Below are 18,321 nucleotides of genomic sequence, written 5' to 3'. Positions count from 1 at the left end.
GGTCAGGCGGCCAGCAGGCCGGCGGCCTGCTCTGCCGCCCTGCGCGACTGGGCGTCCAGATCGAGCAGCGCTGCCAGGGAATCCGGCTTGGAGGGCGAAACCGCATCCAAAGTTGCAAGGTTGACGGCGTGGATGTGGTCGAAACGCAATCTGCCCGACAAAAACCGCCCCACCGCCACCTCGTTGGCCGCGTTGAGCACCGCCGTCGTGCCCTCGGCGGCCTTGAGCGCCTGCCAGGACAGGTGCAGGCCGGGGAAGCGGATGGCGTCGGCATCCTCGAAGGCCAGCGCGCTCAGGGCCGAAAAGTCGAGACGGCTGGCGCCACTGGCGATGCGCTCGGGCCAGGCCAGGCCCACGGCAATGGGCACGCGCATGTCGGGCGTACCCAACTGCGCGAGGATGGAGGAGTCCTTGAACTGCACCATCGAGTGGATGATCTGCTGCGGGTGGATCACCACCTTGATCTGGTCGGGCGCCAGGTCGAACAGCCAGCGCGCCTCGATCACCTCGAGCGCCTTGTTCATCATGGTGGCCGAGTCGACCGATATCTTGCGCCCCATCGAGAAATTGGGGTGCGCACAGGCCTGCTCGGGTGTGATCTGCGACAGCGTGGCCGGGTCGCGCTGGCGAAACGGCCCGCCCGATGCGGTCAGCAAAATGCTGTCCACCCGGTCCGGCCAGGTGGTGGCATCCTCGGGCAGGCACTGGAAGATGGCCGAGTGCTCGCTGTCGATGGGCAGCAAGGTGGCGCCACCCTCCTTCACGGTCTGCATGAACAGGCCACCGCCCACCACCAGGGCTTCCTTGTTGGCCAGCAGCAGGCGCTTGCCCGTGCGGGCCGCCGCCAGGCAGGGCGCCAGACCCGCGGCACCGACGATGGCCGCCATCACGGCATCCACATCGGGGTGCGAGGCGATGGTCTCCAGCGCATCGGCCTCGTAGAGCACGCGCGTGGCCAGGTGGTTCTGGCGCAGCTTTTCCTCGAGCTCGCGCGCATGGGGGGCACTGGCCATCACCGCGAAGCGCGGGTTGAACTGCGCACACTGCGCCAGCATCAGGTCCACCTGGGTGGCCGCGCTCAGCGCAAAGATCTCGAAGCGCCCGGGGTGGCGCGCCACCACATCAAGGGTGCTGGTCCCGATGGAGCCGGTGGAACCGAGGACGGTAAGCCGTTGTTTCATAGAGGGGTCGTCAGGCTCGTGAGCATCATCGCCAGGGGAAGGGTGGGCAGCAGGGCATCGACGCGGTCGAGCACACCGCCGTGGCCGGGCAGCAGCCCGCTGCTGTCCTTGACGCCGGCGCTGCGCTTGATGAGCGACTCCACCAGGTCACCGGAAACACTCATCGCCGTCATGAACAGCGCCGCCACTACCAGCAGCCACCAGCCCTGGCGGGCCATGCGGCTGTAGAAACTGAGCACCTCGGCCTGCCAGTGGGCATCGGCCGCCACCCAGGCGAAAGACAGCACCAGCACGCCGGCCAAACCACCCCACACGCCTTCCCAGCTCTTGCCGGGGCTGATGGCGGGGGCCAGCTTGCCCTTGGTGAAGCGCAGGCCGAAGGCGCGGCCCGCAAAATAGGCAAAGATGTCGGCCACCCAGACGAGGACCAGCACCGACAGCAGAAAGTTGATGCCCACATGGCGCGCCTGCACCACCGCGAGCCAGGCCAGCCAAAGGGCCAGCACGCCGGCCACCAGGCGCACGGCCGCCGGGATGCGCGGCCAGCCGGGTACGCCGGCACGCAGCAGCCAGGCCGTCCCCAGCACCCACAGGGCGCCGCCCACGATCCACAGCACCGTCAGCGGCTGCGCGAGCCAGCCCAGCCACCAGGAGCCCAGGCACAGCGCCACGCAGGCGGCCCCCACGGCCAGCGAACCCGCCTGGCCAAAGCCGCACAGGCGGCCCCATTCCCAGGCACCGGCGGCCATGAGCACCAGCACCACCACGGTAAACGGCAGGGGCGAGCTGTAGAACAGCGCTGGCAGCAGGATGGCCAGCAGGACGAGGGCAGTGATGACGCGCTGTTGGAGCATGGGGCCTTTCAGCCCGGCATCGGATCGGGATGCGCGGACAGGAGCTGTTCAGAGGTTTTGCCGAAGCGGCGTTCCCGCGCACTGTAAGCCGCAATGGCTTCGTCGAGTGCGGATTCGTCGAAATCCGGCCACAACCGGTCGCTGAAGAACAGCTCCGAATAGGCCACCTGCCAGAGCAGGAAGTTGCTGATGCGCATTTCCCCGCCGGTGCGGACCACGAGGTCCGGGTCGGGCACATGGGACATGCCCATGGCCGCATTCAGGCTGGCTTCGGTGATCGGCTCGCCTTTGTCGGCGAGCGCCGCAGCGGCCTGGGCAATGTCCCAGCGCCCGCCATAGTTGAAGCAGACGTTGAGCACCAGGCGCGTGTTGTGGGCCGTGGCAGCCTCGGCCTGGGCCAGGCCGTCCTGCACCTTGGCCGAGAGGCCGGCGCGCGCACCCACGAAGTACAGGCGCACGCCATCCTTCATGAGCTGGGGCACCTCGCGCGCCAGCGCCATGGCCAGCAGTTCCATGAGGCCGGAGACCTCTTCGGCCGGCCGGTTCCAGTTTTCGGAGGAGAAGGCGAAGACGGTCAGCACGCCCACGCCGCGCTGCACGCAGGCACGTGCACAGCGGCGCAGTGAATCGACCCCTTGCTTGTGGCCGGCCAGGCGCGGCAGAAAGCGGCGCGTGGCCCAGCGGCCGTTGCCATCCATGACGATGGCGATGTGGTGCGGCACCACCTGCGGTACAGACATGTAGAACGATCGGGCCCGTGAACCGGGGCTCAGACCGCCATGATTTCCTGTTCCTTGGCCGCCACCAGCGCATCGACTTCGGCGATGTGCCGGTCGGTGAACTTCTGCACGTCGGCTTCGGCGCGCTTCTGGTCGTCTTCGGAGGCCAGCTTGTCCTTGACCAGTTTCTTGACGGCTTCGTTGGCGTCGCGGCGCAGGTTGCGGATGGCGATCTTGGCGCTCTCGCCCTCGGTGCGCGCCAGCTTGGTCATTTCCTTGCGGCGCTCTTCGCTCATCGGCGGCATGGGCACGCGGATCAGGTCGCCCATGGAGGCCGGGTTCAGGCCCAGGTCGCTTTCGCGGATGGCCTTCTCGATCTTGGCGCCCATGCCCTTTTCCCAGGGCTGCACGCTGATGGTGCGCGAGTCGATCAGCGCCACGTTGGCCACCTGGGAGAGGGGCACGAAGGAGCCGTAGTACTCGACCTGCACGCTATCGAGCAGCGAGGGGTTGGCGCGACCCGTGCGGATCTTCTGCAGGTTGTTCTTGAAGGCCGAGATGGACTGGTCCATCTTGGTTTCTGCGTTCTTCTTGATGTCGGCAATCGTCATGTTTTTCTCCTCGGGGCGGACCAGAGACGGGCCGGCACGCAGCCAGCCCGTGCATCGTCATCAGGCGTAGACCAGCGTGCCTTCGTCCTCGCCCATCACCACGCGCTTGAGTGCGCCGTGCTTGATGATCGAGAACACCCGCACCGGCAGCTTCTGGTCGCGGCACAGGGCGAAGGCGGTCGCATCCATGATGCCCAGGTTGCGGGACATGGCCTCGTCGAAGCTGAGCTTCGTGTAGCGCGTGGCCGTGGGATCCTTCTGGGGGTCGGCAGTATAAACGCCGTCCACCTTGGTGGCCTTGAGCACCAGCTCGGCGCCGATTTCGGCACCGCGCAGGGCTGCAGCCGTGTCGGTGGTGAAGAAGGGGTTGCCCGTGCCGGCCGCGAAGACCACGACCTTGCCCTCTTCGAGGTACTGCAGCGCCTTGGGGCGCACGTAGGGCTCGACCACCTGTTCGATGGCGATGGCGGACATCACGCGGGCGATCAGGCCCTGCTTGTCCATCGCATCGGCCAGGGCCAGCGCGTTCATCACGGTGGCCAGCATGCCCATGTAGTCGGCGGTGGCCCGGTCCATGCCGACCGAGCCGCCCGCGACGCCACGGAAAATATTGCCCCCACCGATCACCACCGCCACCTGCACGCCCAGGCGGGTGACCTCGGCGATCTCCTCCACCATGCGCACGATGGTGGCGCGGTTGATACCGAAGGCGTCATCCCCCATCAGCGCCTCACCAGACAGCTTGAGCAGGATGCGCTTGTGGGCTGGTGCAGCGTTGGACATGGGAAATTTCTCCGGTAGGTGGTGCAGGGCTTTGGTGGGGTTGTTGCGGGGAACGATCAGGCAGCGGCCTTGGCGGCAGCCACCTGGGCGGCCACTTCGGCTGCGAAGTCGTCGACCTTCTTCTCGATGCCTTCGCCCACCACGTACAGGGTGAAGCCCTTGACGGTGGTGTTGGTGGCCTTGAGCATCTGCTCGACGGTCTGCTTGCCGTCCGCAGCCTTCACGAAGACCTGGTTGAACAGCGAGACTTCCTTGAGGTACTTCTGCACGCCGCCTTCGATGCGCTTGGCGACGATTTCGTCGGACTGCACGGGCTTGCCTTCGGCTTCGGCCTTGGCCTTGTCCTCAGCGGCCTTGGCAGCAGCCACCGAGCGCTCTTTTTCGATCAGGTCGGCAGGCACGTCGGCGCTGGTCAGGGCCACGGGCTTCATGGCAGCGACGTGCATGGCAACGTCCTTGGCTGCCGTTTCGTCCCCTTCGAACTCGACGACCACGCCGATGCGCGTGCCGTGCAGGTACGAGGCCAGCTTGCTGGCGCCGCTGAACTGCTTGAAGCGGCGGAACGACATGTTCTCGCCGATCTTGCCGATCAGGCCCTTGCGCACGTCTTCCAGCGTGGGGCCGAAGCTGTCTTGCTCATAGGCCAGTGCGCCCAGGGCTGCCACGTCGGCGGGGTTGTGCTTGGCGATCAGTTCGGCAGCGGCGTTGGCCAGTGCGATGAAGCTGTCGTTCTTGCTCACGAAGTCGGTTTCGCTGTTCACCTCGACCAGGGCGCCGGTGGTGCCGCTGATGTAGCTGGCGACCACGCCTTCGGCGGTGATGCGCGAGGCGGCCTTGCCGGCCTTGGTGCCCAGCTTGACGCGCAGCAGCTCTTCGGCCTTGGCCATGTCGCCATCGGCTTCCGTCAGGGCCTTCTTGCATTCCATCATCGGGGCATCGGTCTTGCCACGCAGTTCGGCAACCATGCTTGCGGTAATTGCAGCCATCTTTGTTCCTTCGGTGTTCAGTTCAGTGAGTCTTCAGATTCGGGCTAAAAAAAAGGGGGCTAACCAGGAGCCCCGCTTTTGTTCGCGACGGATCGCGCAGCCGGGCTATCAGGCAGCGGCTTCTTGCACTTCCACGAATTCGTCGCTGCTCTCGGAGGTAGCGGCCTTGACGACTTCGTTCACTGCGTTGGCACGGCCTTCGATGATCGCGTCGGCGATGCCGCGGGCGTACAGCGTCACGGCCTTTGCCGAGTCGTCGTTGCCGGGGATCACGTAGTCGATGCCTTCTGGCGAGTGGTTGGTGTCGACCACGCCGATCAGCGGGATACCGAGCTTCTTGGCTTCGGCCACGGCGATCTTGTGGAAGCCCACGTCGATGATGAAGATGGCGTCGGGCAGCGCAGCCATGTCCTGGATGCCGCCGATGTCCTTCTCGAGCTTCTCGATCTCACGGGTGAACGTGAGCTGTTCCTTCTTGCTCAGGCTGTCCAGGCCGGTTTCCAGCTGGGCCTTCATGTCCTTCAGGCGCTTGATCGAGGTCTTCACCGTCTTGAAGTTCGTCAGCATGCCGCCCAGCCAGCGCTGGTCAACGAAAGGAACACCGGCGCGCAGGGCTTCGGTGGACAGGATTTCGCGGGCCTGGCGCTTCGTGCCGACCATCAGGATCGTGCCACGGTTGGCAGCCAGTTGCTTGGCGAACTTCTGTGCTTCCTGGAACAGTGGCAGCGACTTTTCCAGGTTGATGATGTGGATCTTGTTGCGGTGGCCGAAGATGTAGGGGGCCATCTTGGGGTTCCAGAAGCGGGTTTGGTGACCGAAGTGGACACCGGCTTCCAGCATTTCGCGCATGGTAACGGACATAAAAATACTCCAAAGGTTAGGTCTAAAATCAGCCCCAATATTTGCCACGCCGTGTTTCCCACGAACGCTGCAACACCTTGACAGGGCTGGTTTGCGATTGGTCTTGCGAAAGCTGCCACGCGCAAAGCGCTGCTGCTCCCAGCAAAACCCAAGGATTCTAGCACACCCATGCTCCCCGACCTTCTTGCCACCCGCTCGGCCCTGCGGGCCGGCACCAGCACCCCGGCCGCCGAACTCGAACGCTGCATCGCTGCGGCAGGGGCACCGGCCAATGCCCATACCTTCCTGCAAACCCATTTCGACACCGCGCGCACCACCGTGGTGCAGCCGGGCATGGCGCAAAAGCCCCTGGCCGGCCTGGCGGTATCGATCAAGGACCTGTTCGACATCGCCGCCCAGCCCACGGCAGCGGGCTCCACGGCGCTCGCCGGCAGCCCCCCGGCACAGCTGGACAGCCCGGCCGTGGCACGGCTGCGCGCCGCGGGCGCGAGCTTCATCGGCCGCACGAACATGGTCGAGTTCGCCTTTTCCGGCGTGGGGGTGAACCCCCACTTCGGCACGCCCGCCGCCTGGGATGCGCGCTTTGGCGCCCTGCCCGGCGAGGCGCGCGTGCCCGGCGGCTCGTCGTCGGGAGCAGCGGTATCCGTGGCCACGGGCGCAGCCTTCGTGGGCCTGGGCTCGGACACAGGCGGCTCGATCCGCATCCCGGCCGCGCTCAACGGCATCGTCGGCTTCAAGAACACGCAACGCCTGGTGCCCACCACGGGCGCAGTGCCGCTGTCGACCACGCTGGACACGGCCTGCGCCATGACACGCAGCGTGCGCGATGCCATCGTGGTGCACGAACTGCTGTCGGCCACCCGCGTCACGCGCAGCCCGGCCCCGCTGGCCGGCTACCGCCTGGCCGTGCCCACCACCCTCTTCCTGGACGGCCTGGACGCCACGGTGGCCCAGGCCTTCGAGCGCACGCTCGCCACCCTGCGCCGCGCCGGCGCGCGCATCGACACCATCGCCCTGCCCGAGTCGGCCCAGCAGCCCGCGTACGGCTTCTCGCCACCCGAGGCGTATGCCTGGCACCGCGAGTTGCTGGCCGCCAAGGGCGGCCAGTACGACCCCCGGGTGCGCGCCCGCATCGAAAAAGGTGCCACGCTCGCGGCCTGGGAATACATTGCCCTCATCGATGCCCGCCGCCACTGGCAGCAGCGCATGCACGCTGCCATCGATGGCTACGATGCCCTGCTCTCGCCCACCGTGCCCATCACCGCCCCCAGCATCGCCAGCGTGGCGCCGGGCGCCGAGCGCGACGAGGAGTTCTTTCGCGTGAACACCCTGCTGCTGCGCAACACCAGCCTCGTGAACCTGCTGGACGGCTGCGCCCTGTCGCTGCCCTGCCATGTGCAGGGGGAACTCCCGGTCGGCCTCATGGTCTGGCATGGGGCGCTGCGCGACGACGGCATCCTCAATACCGGCCTGCGCATCGAAGAAGCACTGCAAGAAAAATAACAATTGCCGTTTGCTGCAAAGCAGCAAACGGCAGCCATACTTCCCATTCATGAAGATTGCCATCGTGGGCGCCGGCATCATCGGCGTCACCACCGCATACGAACTGGCGCGCGACGGCCATGAGGTCACCGTGTTCGAGCAGCGCAACGCCGCCGCCGAAGATGCCAGCTTTGCCGCCGCCGGCCTGCTGGCCCCGGTGCTGCCCACCCCCTGGTCCTTGCCAGGCATGGCGCCTGCCGCGCGGCTCCTGGGAGCGCAATCGAACGTGCGCCTGGCCCAGGGCTTCGGCCGCGCCGACGTGTCCTGGCTGTGGCACTGGAAGCGCCTGGCCAGGCGCGGCCCCGGGCCGGCAATTGCGCTCGAGCGCCTGGCCCAGTACAGCCTGGCGCGCACGCTGGAAATCGCCACCGAACACGAACTCGACTTCGAGGCCAGCCCTGGCCGCCTGCTGCTGCTGCGCACCGAACAGGACCGCGCCCATTTGCAACCCGCCTTGCAGTGCCTGCGCGAAGCGGGCGTGGCGGTGCAGGAGATCGATGCCGCCGCGGCCCAGAAGCTGGAACCCGGCCTGTCGCCCGAAACACCGCTGGCCGGCGCCATCTCGCTGCCCGGCGCCGCCGCAGGCAACTGCCGGCTGTTCGCCCAGTTGCTGCGCCAGGGCACGCAGGCTGGGGGCGTGCAATTCGCCTTCGGCACGCGCGTGGACCGCCTGTCGACCCACCCCATGGGCGTGGCGGTGCAGGGCGAGGCCACGCCGCGCCGCTTCGACGCCGTGGTGCTGTGCGCCGGCATGGCCTCGGCCGCCCTGCTGCCGGCGCTCGGCCTGCCACTGCCGATGACGCCCGTGTACGGCTACTCCGTCAGTGCGCCGCTGCGTGAAGACACGCACGCCCCGCAGGCCAGCGTGGTCGACGTGCAGCAGCAGATCAGCATTACCCGCCTGGGGTTGCGCGTGCGCGTGGCTGGAGGGGCCGAGCTGGGCAGCGCCGACGCAGAGCACCACGCCCCCTCCGTCGCGCGCCTGTACCGCGCGCTCAACGACTGGTTCCCAGGCGGCGCACAGCTCTCGGGGGGCGTGCAGACCTGGCGCGGCGCACGCACCATGCTGCCCGACGGCGCCCCTGTGATCGGCGCCAGCGGCATACCCGGCCTGTGGCTGAACACCGGCCACGGCACGGGCGGCTTTGCCCTGGCCAGCGGCAGCGCCCGCGCCATCGCCGACCTGGTGGCCCAGCGCAGCCCCGAGATCAACCTCGACGGACTGGGCATGCGGCGGTTTTGAGCCTGCAGGGAGCAGGTCGGCGCACAATGCAGCGGCCCCATTGCCCGCCTGCCATGCACCGCATCACCCCCCACCAGCCCCATGCCCTGCACCACACCGCTGCCACGCGCCGCATCGAGCGCGCAGCCGCCGCCGGCTTGCCACCCCACACGCTGATGCAGCGCGCTGGCCTGGCCGTGGCGCAACTCGCCCAGGCCCTGGCACCCCATGCACGCACGGTGTGGATCGCCTGCGGTGCGGGCAACAACGGCGGCGATGGACTGGAGGCCGCCATGCACCTGCGCCTGGCCGGGCGCCGGGTGGTGGTGACCTGGCTGGGCACGCCCGAGACCGCCCCGCCCGACGCGCGCCAATCCTGGGAGCGGGCCCTGGCCGCCGGGGTGGAATGGGCCGATGCATCCCCCACCGACCTGACCGGGGCCGACCTGTGCATCGATGCCCTGCTGGGCATCGGCATCACCGCGCCGGCACCGGGTGCCGCACCCCGCCCACCCCATGAGCGCCTGCTGGCCTGCCTGCGGCAACTGCAGGCCAGTCCGGCCCCCGTGCTATCGGTGGACCTGCCCTCGGGCCTCGCTGCAGACACCGGCCAGTTCGGCGCGGGCCTGGCGCCCGAAGCACTCCTGCACCACGCCCCCTCGCCACGCCACACGCTGAGCCTGCTCACGCTCAAGCCAGGCCTGTTCACCGCTGCCGGGCGCGATGCAGCGGGCAGCGTATGGCTCGACGACCTGGGCGTGGCACCCGGCCACGAGCCTCCCAATGCCTGGCTCACGGGCCCACCGCTGCCCGAACCCCGCGCGCATGCCAGCCACAAGGGCAGCCATGGCGATGTGGCCGTGGTGGGCGGCGAAGGCCTGGCCCAGCGCGGCATGGGCATGGCCGGCGCGGCCTTGCTGGCGGCATCGGCGGCCCTGCACCAGGGCGCGGGCCGCGTGCTGGTGGCGCTGCTGGATGCGGGCCACCAGGAGGTTGACCTTCAGCAGCCCGAGCTGATGCTGCGCCGCTTCAGCGCGCTGGAGCTGAAGCAGCTCACCGTGGTCTGCGGCTGCGGCGGTGGCGAGGCGGTGGGCAGCGTGCTGCGCGAGGTGATCGTACATGCGGCACGCCTGGTGCTCGATGCCGATGCGCTGAACCTCATCGCGCGCGACGCAGCGCTGCATGCCCTGGTGGTGGCGCGCGGCCAGCATGGCCAGCCCACCGTGCTCACCCCGCACCCGCTGGAGGCCGCGCGCCTGCTGGGCCTGACCACCACCGAGGTGCAGGCCGACCGGCTGGATGCGGCGCAGCAACTGGCAGCGCAGTTCAACTGCGTGGCCGTGCTCAAGGGCTCGGGCACGGTGGTGAGCGCGGCCGACCGCGTGCCCGCCATCAACCCCACCGGCAATGGCCGGCTGGCCACCGCCGGCACGGGCGACGTGCTGGCCGGCATGGTGGGCGCACGCCTGGCGGCGGGCGCGAGCGCGCTGCGCGCGGCCAGCGAAGCCGTCTACGCCCATGGCCTGGCGGCCGACCTCTGGCCCGAGGGCCAGGCCTTGACGGCCAGCGCACTGGCCCGGCGGATCGGCCGCTGACCGCCCCCTCCCACCACGCCCCGGGCGTCACGGCACCAGCAGCACCTCTTTCAGGGGCTTGAGCACGCTCGACGGCGTCATGCCGAAGGTCTGGCGGAACATGCGGCTGAAATGCGCCGAGTCGGAAAATGCGCCGTGCAGGGCTGCATCGGTCAGGCGCGGGCTGGTCGCGAGGCCCGCCATGGCCAGGCGCACCTGCGACCACACCCGGTAGCTGCGCAGGCTGACGCCCATCTCGGCACGGAACAGGTGGTTGAAGCGCGAGGCCGACAGCTGCACTTCGGCCGCCAGTCCATCGCGCAGGAGCCGGCCGTCCCCCGGCGTGCGCAGGGCCTGCAGGCTGTGCCGTACGCGCGCATCGAGCGGTGCCGCCGGCGCCCACGGCAACCGCAGCAGGGAATGCAGGTCGAAGTGGCGCAGATGGGCATCCATGGCGCTGCGCGCACCAACGGGAACAGCGACATCGGGAATCACGCCACCCCTTGCCTCGAACTGGCGGCGCAGGCCACGGGCCTCGCGCGAGTCGGGCTCCAGGTACATCAGCGCCACCTGCTCGCCGCAGGGGTCCAGCAGATGCTCCACCCCCGCATCGACCAGCGCGCTGTGGCAGGACTCGACAACGCCGAGCCCCAGGTGCAGCGCAAAGCGGCCCGAGAGGCCGACCAGCAGCACCGGCGCCGCATGGCAATGCCAACCCGTGGGCGGCAGGTCGCCGACATACAGGGCCCGGTCCGGGCCCAAGGTCAAGGTGTTGTGCGCTGGCATAGCCCAAACATGCAAGTTTTCAAACGGCACTCCCGGTAGCCTTCAAGCGCAATCCATCCCCCACCACGGAGACCTGTTCTTGAAGCGCATCCTCATTTCTACCGCAGCGGCACTGGCACTGGCCACCACCGCGCTCTATTACGGCACCCCCAGCCTGTTCAAGCAACCGTTGCTGGACCTCAACCGCCAGCTTTCGGGCCTATCGGCCAAGACCGTCCGCATCGCAGGGCACGAAGTGCACTACCTGGACAGCGGCCCGACCCCGCCCGGCACGCCGCAAGGCCATGGCGACCTGCCCATCATCCTGCTGCACGGCATTTTTGCAGAGAAGGACCACTGGGCGGATTTTGCGCGCCCCATCACCGCCACGCACCGCGTGATCGCCCCCGACCTGCCAGGCTTTGGCCAGAGCACGCGCGACGAGGCCCTGCCCTACGACTACGCGGCCCACACCAGGCGCCTGCGCGAGCTGATGGATGCCTGGGGCATCGACCGGGCCCACCTGGCCGGCAACTCGATGGGCGGCACCATTGCGGCGCTGCTGGCGATGGAGCACCCGCAGCGCGTGGCGAGCGTGGCCTTCATCGGCGCACCGCACGGGCTGCGCTCGCCGCAACCGAGCCGCATGGACCAGCTCATCGAGGCCGGGCAGCGCCCGCTGGTGGCCGCCGATGCCGCCGCGTTCGAGGCCATGATGGCGCTGGTGTTCGAAAAGCGCCCGTTCCTGCCCTACCCCATCCTGCACGCCAGCGAGCAGGATGCCCTGCGCAACACGGCATCCAACACACGGCTGTGGGACGCACAGCTCAAGGACCGGTACTTGCTGGGCGAGCGGCTGGCGACCGGCCTGCCGCAGCCCACGCTGGCCCTCTGGGGCGAGCAGGACCGGGTTTTCGACATTTCGGGCACCCAGACACTGGCCGCATTGCTGCCCCGCGCGCGCATCGAGCCGTTGCCGGGCATCGGCCACCTGCCCATGATGGAAGCCCCGGGCGAAACGGCGCAGCGCTACCTCGCGTTCCTGCAACAGGCAACACCGCAGGGCCCGGACCGGCGCTCAGCAATGCCCTGAAAAAAAACAGCCCGCGCAAGCGCGGGCTGTTCGGTTCGTCGGAATGCTCCAGATTCAGCCACGGCGCGGCTTGCGCCCCTTGCTGCCGGGCTTGCCCTTGGCGGCCGCCTTCTTCACCGAGGCCTTGAGCTCCTGGATCGGTGAACGCGCGGCACGCTCACGGGTGAGCGAGGCCATCTCGGTGGCCGAGGGATCGGCGGCCTTGGCCTTGGAGCGCCCGCCGCTGCCGCCTTTGCGCGGGCCCTTGCCGGAACCGCCAGGCCCGTCCTGCGACACGCCCTTGTCCTTGAGCGCGCGGCCCACCAGCTCCTCGCCTTCGCGCACCAGGCGGAAATCGATCTTGCGGCCATCGAGGTCCACGCGGCTGACCTGCACGCGCACGCGCGCGCCGATGGCGTAGCGGATGCCGGTGCGCTCGCCGCGCAGTTCCTGGCGCGCCTCGTCGAACTTGAAGTACTCGCCACCGAGCTCGGTGATGTGCACCAGGCCCTCGACGTACATCGCGTCCAGCGTCACGAAGATGCCGAAGCTCGTCGCCGCGCTGACCACGCCGCTGTACTCCTCGCCCAGGTGCTCGCGCATGTACTTGCACTTGAGCCAGGCTTCCACGTCGCGGCTGGCCTCGTCGGCACGGCGCTCGTTGGCGCTGCAGTGCAGGCCCGCGGCCTCCCAGGCCTGGACCTCGCGGCTGGGCGGCTTGACGTCCTTGCGCGGCTTGGTGCCGGGCGCCGCCACGCGCGAGGCCAGGCGCTTGGCCAGCTTGGCATGGGCCTCGCCCGGCGTGGGGAGCGAGGGCAGCTTGTACTGCGTCTTGGCCAGGATGGCCTTGATCACGCGGTGCACCAGCAGGTCGGGGTAGCGCCGGATGGGGCTGGTGAAGTGGGTATACGCCTCGAACGCCAGGCCGAAGTGGCCGCTGTTGACGGGCGTATAGATCGCCTGCTGCATGGAGCGCAGCAGCATGGTGTGGATCTGCTGGGCGTCGGGCCGGTCCTTGGTGGCTTCGGCGATGGCCTGGAACTCCGAAGGCTTGGGATCGTCCCCGATGGTCATGCCCACGGCCATGGCCTTGAGGTAGTTGCGCAGGATCTCCTGCTTCTCGGGCGTGGGGCCTTCATGCACGCGGAACAGGCCGGGCTGGCCGCCCTGGGCGATGAAGTCGGCGCTGCAGACGTTGGCGGCCAGCATGGCCTCCTCGATGAGCTTGTGCGCGTCGTTGCGCGTGCGCGGCACGATCTTCTCGATGCGGCCGTTCTCGTCGCAGATGATCTGCGTCTCGGTGGTCTCGAAGTCCACCGCGCCGCGCTGGCGCCGCGCAATCAGCAGCGCACGGTACACGTCATGCAGGTTGAGCAGATCGGGCACGCGCTCCTTGCGCTTGCTGGCCTCGGGCCCGCGCGTGTTGGCCAGGATGGCCGCCACCTCGGTGTACGTGAAGCGCGCATGGCTGTGCATCACCGCCGGGTAGAACTGGTAGGCATGCACCTCGCCCTTGGCGTTGACCAGCATGTCGCAGACCATGCACAGGCGCTCGACATCGGGGTTGAGCGAGCACAGGCCGTTGGACAGCTTCTCGGGCAGCATGGGGATCACGCGGCGCGGGAAGTACACGCTGGTGGCGCGGTCGTAGGCATCGATGTCGATGGCGCTGCCGGTCTCCACATAGTTGCTCACATCGGCGATGGCCACCAGCAGGCGCCAGCCCTTGCCGCGGCCCACGCGCGCGGGCTCGCAGTACACGGCATCGTCGAAGTCGCGCGCGTCTTCGCCGTCGATGGTGACCAGGGGCACGTCGGTCAGGTCCACGCGGCGCTTCTTGTCCTGCGGGCGCACCTTGTCGGGCAGCTCCTTGGCCTGCGCCAGGCACTCGGCCGAGAACTCGTGCGGCACGCCGTACTTGCGCACCGCGATCTCGATCTCCATGCCCGGGTCATCCACCTCGCCGAGCACTTCGGTGATGCGGCCCACGGGCTGGCCAAACAGGGCCGGCGGCTCGGTGAGTTCGACCACGACCACCTGGCCGGGCTTGGCGGCGCCGGTGGCGCCCTTAGGGATCAGTACGTCCTGGCCATAGCGCTTGTCTTCGGGCGCCACCAGCCACACGCCGCTCTCCTGCAGCAGGCGGCCGATGATGGGCTGGGGCGGGCGTTCGATGATCTCGACCACGCGGCCTTCGGGACGGCCGCGGCGGTCCTGGCGCACGATGCGCACGCGCACACGGTCCTTGTGCAGCACGGCGCGCATTTCATTGGGGGGGATGTAGATGTCGCCTTCGCCATCGTCACGGATGACAAAACCATGGCCATCACGGTGCCCCTGTACGCTTCCTTCGATTTCGTCCGACAAATGCGCGGACTGCGCGCCGGGGGTGGTTTTTTTGATATACAATCTGAGTCTTTCCTGAAATGCCCAGGTGGCGGAATTGGTAGACGCACTAGTTTCAGGTACTAGCGAGTAACATCGTGGAGGTTCGAGTCCTCTCCTGGGCACCAAGTTTAACGAGAACCGGTGATGGTTTTCAAAATATCGAAGCCGCTGTACCCACAGCGGCTTTTTTATTTTCCGCAACCCATGCATCTCGCGCCACGCACAAGCCAGGCGACGACCAAAAGATGGGCAATGCGCACGGTCCCGTGCCTGCACGACCGAACGCCATCGGCCGCATGAGGACATGCCCCGTGCGCGGTCGCTCGCACGCCGCAAAAAAGCAGCACGCGGCGAACAATTTTCAAAAAAGTGGGCAACTTTGCTGGCGACCCCAAAAAACGTTCTATAATTCAAAGCTGATCTGAAAGCCCAGGTGGCGGAATTGGTAGACGCACTAGTTTCAGGTACTAGCGAGTAACATCGTGGAGGTTCGAGTCCTCTCCTGGGCACCAAACAAAGAAAAAGCCGTTGCATTCGCAACGGCTTTTTTGTTTTGCGGCTGCACTCACAGCAGCGCAGTTCCCACCGGTGCATGGCCGATGCGCCCAGGGCCCCGGCACGCGCCCACACCCACCCTCCCATCTCACCAAATACAAAGCGCCTTCGCATCCATGCCCCAGGGCATGCACACGAAGGCGCTTCGAAGGCAGTGCAGGCCCCACAGGCCCTGCATTTACCCCTTGCTTATTTGCGCAGCAGGTTCTTGAGCACGTTCTGCAGGCGACGGGCCGTGGCGGCGTCGCTCGGGCTGGCCAGCACGCGGGCAGCATCCTGACCCCAGGTCTGCTCGGGCGCAGGGTCGTTGCGGCGCGTGAGCAACTGCAACTGAAGCAGGCGGCGCGCGGAGATATGCTCGGCCGGCGTGGGCACCTCGGCCGCCATCTCCAGGCGCAGCAGCGCTTCGGCCGCATCGCCCTTGGGCGCGGTCGACAGGGCCTGCGTCCAGGACGTGCGCACGGCCGGGGTCACGCGACCACCCAGGTCCTGCGTGCTCGGCACCTGTGCCGCGTCGCGCTTTTCCCAGGCGGTGAGCAGCTGCGTGAGCGCCTCGCCGTGGGCCTGCGCGGCCAGCTTCTTCAACGCCATCTGGGCGTGCTCCATGGCGTCGCGCTGGGCACGGAAGGCCGTGTCGCCCAGGCGCGGGCCGCGGTCTTCATAGGCCGGGCGGTCGCCGAAGCGGCCACCACGGTCACCACCCCGGTCGCCAGGACGGCCATCGCGCGGGCCGCCACGGCCTGCGTCGCCACGGCCGCCATCGCGGCGCTCGCCAGGGCGCGCGCCGCGGCCAGGGGCTGCGGGTGCGTCCTTCTTCATGCCGGGGCGGTCGTCGCCACGCACGGCCACCACGGGGCGGGCGGGCTTGGGCGGCGCCACGGGCGCGGCGGCCGGGGCCGCAGCTTCGCCGTCAGCACCCGCCTCGGCCGCAGGCGCTTCGCCCTCACCGGCTGCAGCAGCGGTTTCGTCGGCCTGCGCCACCGATGCGGCAGCGCTTTGCTCGCTCTTCTGGGCCGAAGCGGCTGCCTCGGCGGCCTGTGCCTGGCCGCGCAGTGCAGCCTCCAGGGCCTGCACCGCAGCACGGATCTGCTGCGCATCGCCCGTGGCGTTGGCGGCTTCCAGGGCCTTGGAGGCGTCGAGCACCACGCGGTCGCGCGCACTCAGTTCGGTCACGGCCTTTTCGCGGTCGGCCGACTTGCGGTTGAAGGCTTCGTCGATGGGCTTGCGGAAGGCATCCCAGAGCTTTTGCTCGTGCTTGCGGTCCAGCGGCACGGTCTGTGCCTCGGCCTGCCAGCGCTGCTGCAGCGCCTTGACGGCGTCGATGCGCAGCATGGGCGCGGCACCCAGGGCCACGGCCTCGTCGATCATGGCGTGGCGGCGGGCCAGGCTTTCCTTTTGCGCGGCTTCCAGCGGCGCGGCGGCGCCGGCGATGGCCTGCTTCCAAAGCGGCTGCAGCTCGGCAAAGATCTTCTCGCCCACGTGGCCGCCTTCGCGCCAGCGGTCACCGAACTGGTACAGCGCGCGGTTGATGCCCTTCCAGTCGCCCGAGGCGGCATGTTCCTGCGTCCAGGCCTTGACCTCTTCGATCAGGGCCAGGCGCTGGGCCTTGTGCTCGGCGGCATCGGCGCGGATCTTGTCGAGCCAGGCTTCCACGACCTTGTGCGCGGCGTTGCAGGCCTCGTCGAATTTCTTCCACAGGCCGTGGTTGGGCGCACCGCCCTGGTCGGCCTGCTTCCACTGCTCGCGCAGGGCGCGCAGGGTTTCCTGCATCTTGCGGCCACCCAGGGCCTGGCCCTCGGGGCGGTTGAGCAGGCCTTCGGCCTTGGCCACGAGGTCTTCGCGCACCTGGTCGGCACCCCAGCGCTGCCAGCCTTCGAGCTCGCCGGCAGCCACCAGGGCGGTGTGCACCTGCTGCTCCAGCGCGGCATCGATGTGCTTGCCGTGGTTCTTGAGCACGGCGCGCAGTGCGGCGGCAGCGCCGGCACTGGCCTTGCCATGGCCTTCGGCGGTTTCCTTCTCGAGCACCACCAGGGCGTCGCGCACGGCCTGCACAGCCTTGTCGCGCACTTCGGGATCGACCTTGGGTTTGTTCGGCGTGCGGGCAGGCTTGGCCGCGCCCGCAGCCGCGCCTGCGGCAGCCGCTGCCGCGGCGGCTTCGGTGGGCAGACCACGGGCGGAGCGCAGTTCATCGGCCCACACGGGCACGGGTGGCAGGGGGGCGCTGGCGTCTTCAGCGGCAGCGGCCGCCTGGGCCACGGCGGGCTGGAAGGCATCCCACACCACCAGCAGTTGGGTCCGCGAGGCATCGAGCAGCGGAGGGAAGCGCGCTTCCACGCTGGGCCAACTGGCGTCGCCCGTCAGTTCCTGGGCCTGCTCCTGCCAGCGGGCCACGTCGGCGCGCAGCAACTCCAGCGCGCCATGCGCGTCGCGCCAGGGCTTGGTGGACAGCACTTCGATGCGCTGCGCGAGCAGCACGGCAGCTTCGCGCTGCACCTGCACGCGGTGCTGCAGGTCTTCGATGACCTTCACGCGGTCGGCCACCTGCACCTTGAGCAGGGACAGCGGTTCGCGCGACAGCGGCGCGCCGGCCTTGGCCGCGTCGCGCTGCCATGCCAGGGCATCGGCGATGTTCAGCTTGGGCGCGGACAGCAGCGCCTGGGCCTTCTCGGCCCATTCGGCGGCAATCACTTCCTGGCCCTTGGCGCGGCGGATCTCGTCGAGGCGCTCGCGCACGGCACGGGCAGCGCCCTTGTCGCGGCCGCTCAGCTCCTTGAACACTTCCTGCAGTTGCTCCTGCGCAGGCTGCGTGGCCAGCCAGTCGCGGATGCGGGAGGCGCGCTCGCCCGAGGTAGCGGCAGAGAAGGCGCCGCCGGTCAGCGCATCCAGGGGATGCGCCTCTTGGGTTTTGGCCGGGGCCGGATTCACTTCAGGTGCGTCGGACATTTTGCTGCGGGAAAAAAATGGAAACATGGATCCAATGGATTACGAACGGCCATCCCTGCTCTGGATGGGTGCGCAAGGCCACCAGGGCTTGCGCCAGCCAGAGCAGGTACATGGCAGAAAACGGGCTATTTTCACCGGGTTCGTGCAGGCGGGCCACCAGCCGTCCTGGCAAGGAATCCCTCGGGGATGTCCTGTCCAGGGCCACCCGGTGTGCGGGCATCTGCACCCTGCTTCGCAGGGTTGCGGTGTCTCAGAGGGGCCTGTG

Annotated in this window: 15 protein-coding genes and 2 tRNA genes; 6 read left to right on the top strand and 11 right to left on the bottom strand. The window is 68.4% G+C overall.

Going from position 1 to position 18,321, the window contains the following annotated elements; translation table 11 throughout:
- Window positions 1–2 precede the first annotated feature (2 nt).
- The 7 genes from ispC to rpsB form a co-directional block, all read right to left on the bottom strand.
- Complete coding sequence (gene ispC, locus U5N23_RS26780) at window positions 3–1,181, bottom strand: 1-deoxy-D-xylulose-5-phosphate reductoisomerase (protein ID WP_322595746.1); 1,179 nt, start codon at window positions 1,179–1,181, stop codon at window positions 3–5.
- The gene (locus U5N23_RS26775; protein WP_322595745.1) at window positions 1,178–2,035 is read right to left on the bottom strand and encodes a phosphatidate cytidylyltransferase; all 858 of its coding nucleotides are present in this window, start codon (window positions 2,033–2,035) and stop codon (window positions 1,178–1,180) included. Before U5N23_RS26775 ends, ispC begins: the two co-directional genes overlap by 4 nt.
- Before the next feature lie 8 nt (window positions 2,036–2,043).
- Window positions 2,044–2,775 carry a polyprenyl diphosphate synthase gene (gene uppS, locus U5N23_RS26770; protein WP_322595744.1) on the bottom strand — a complete coding sequence of 244 codons (732 nt, stop codon included), beginning with the start codon at window positions 2,773–2,775 and terminating at the stop codon, window positions 2,044–2,046.
- A 29-nt stretch (window positions 2,776–2,804) separates the two neighbouring features.
- Window positions 2,805–3,365 carry a ribosome recycling factor gene (gene frr / locus U5N23_RS26765; RefSeq protein WP_322595743.1) on the bottom strand — a complete coding sequence of 187 codons (561 nt, stop codon included), beginning with the start codon at window positions 3,363–3,365 and terminating at the stop codon, window positions 2,805–2,807.
- Between the two features lie 60 nt (window positions 3,366–3,425).
- Window positions 3,426–4,148 carry a UMP kinase gene (gene pyrH / locus U5N23_RS26760; protein WP_007852283.1) on the bottom strand — a complete coding sequence of 241 codons (723 nt, stop codon included), beginning with the start codon at window positions 4,146–4,148 and terminating at the stop codon, window positions 3,426–3,428.
- Window positions 4,149–4,204: 56 nt separating this feature from the next.
- A complete protein-coding gene (tsf, locus tag U5N23_RS26755) occupies window positions 4,205–5,134 on the bottom strand; it encodes a translation elongation factor Ts (protein ID WP_322595742.1) in 930 nt (309 codons plus the stop codon).
- 108 nt (window positions 5,135–5,242) lie between these two features.
- Window positions 5,243–5,995, bottom strand: a complete 753-nt coding sequence (gene rpsB, locus U5N23_RS26750) for a 30S ribosomal protein S2 (RefSeq protein ID WP_322595741.1) — start codon at window positions 5,993–5,995, stop codon at window positions 5,243–5,245.
- A 168-nt stretch (window positions 5,996–6,163) separates the two neighbouring features.
- Between rpsB and U5N23_RS26745 the strand changes: the two genes are divergently transcribed.
- Genes U5N23_RS26745 through U5N23_RS26735 form a run of 3 tightly spaced genes read left to right on the top strand, consistent with a single transcriptional unit; the run spans window position 6,164 to window position 10,354 of the window.
- Window positions 6,164–7,498: an amidase gene (locus U5N23_RS26745; protein ID WP_322595740.1), complete on the top strand. Its 1,335-nt coding sequence runs from the start codon at window positions 6,164–6,166 to the stop codon at window positions 7,496–7,498.
- A gap of 49 nt (window positions 7,499–7,547) precedes the next feature.
- Complete coding sequence (locus U5N23_RS26740) at window positions 7,548–8,780, top strand: FAD-dependent oxidoreductase (protein ID WP_322595739.1); 1,233 nt, start codon at window positions 7,548–7,550, stop codon at window positions 8,778–8,780.
- A gap of 53 nt (window positions 8,781–8,833) precedes the next feature.
- Complete coding sequence (locus tag U5N23_RS26735; protein ID WP_322595738.1) at window positions 8,834–10,354, top strand: NAD(P)H-hydrate dehydratase; 1,521 nt, start codon at window positions 8,834–8,836, stop codon at window positions 10,352–10,354.
- 27 nt (window positions 10,355–10,381) lie between these two features.
- Here U5N23_RS26735 and U5N23_RS26730 read toward each other — a convergent pair whose 3' ends face one another.
- The gene (locus U5N23_RS26730) at window positions 10,382–11,101 is read right to left on the bottom strand and encodes an AraC family transcriptional regulator (protein WP_322595737.1); all 720 of its coding nucleotides are present in this window, start codon (window positions 11,099–11,101) and stop codon (window positions 10,382–10,384) included.
- 97 nt (window positions 11,102–11,198) lie between these two features.
- On the opposite strand from U5N23_RS26730, the gene U5N23_RS26725 reads away from it, so the two are divergent.
- On the top strand, window positions 11,199–12,191 hold the full coding sequence (locus tag U5N23_RS26725; RefSeq protein ID WP_322595736.1) for an alpha/beta fold hydrolase: 993 nt from the start codon (window positions 11,199–11,201) through the stop codon (window positions 12,189–12,191).
- A gap of 54 nt (window positions 12,192–12,245) precedes the next feature.
- On the opposite strand, the gene rnr is transcribed toward U5N23_RS26725, so the two are convergent.
- The gene (gene rnr, locus U5N23_RS26720) at window positions 12,246–14,579 is read right to left on the bottom strand and encodes a ribonuclease R (protein ID WP_322595735.1); all 2,334 of its coding nucleotides are present in this window, start codon (window positions 14,577–14,579) and stop codon (window positions 12,246–12,248) included.
- Between the two features lie 19 nt (window positions 14,580–14,598).
- On the opposite strand from rnr, the gene U5N23_RS26715 reads away from it, so the two are divergent.
- A tRNA-Leu gene (locus U5N23_RS26715) sits at window positions 14,599–14,683 on the top strand.
- A 302-nt stretch (window positions 14,684–14,985) separates the two neighbouring features.
- Window positions 14,986–15,070: transfer RNA gene (locus tag U5N23_RS26710), tRNA-Leu, on the top strand.
- 232 nt (window positions 15,071–15,302) lie between these two features.
- Here U5N23_RS26710 and U5N23_RS26705 read toward each other — a convergent pair.
- The gene (locus tag U5N23_RS26705) at window positions 15,303–18,083 is read right to left on the bottom strand and encodes a DUF349 domain-containing protein (protein WP_322595734.1); all 2,781 of its coding nucleotides are present in this window, start codon (window positions 18,081–18,083) and stop codon (window positions 15,303–15,305) included.
- Window positions 18,040–18,213 (bottom strand): hypothetical protein, encoded by a 174-nt coding sequence (locus tag U5N23_RS26700; RefSeq protein ID WP_322595733.1) that lies wholly within the window; start codon window positions 18,211–18,213, stop codon window positions 18,040–18,042. The genes U5N23_RS26705 and U5N23_RS26700 overlap by 44 nt, the downstream gene beginning before the upstream one ends.
- Window positions 18,214–18,321 lie beyond the last annotated feature (108 nt).

The organism is Acidovorax sp. (assembly GCF_034519795.1).
GTDB lineage: Bacteria > Pseudomonadota > Gammaproteobacteria > Burkholderiales > Burkholderiaceae_C > Acidovorax.
The sequence above is the reverse complement of the archived record's forward strand: the minus strand, read 5'-3'. Positions and strand labels throughout refer to the sequence as shown.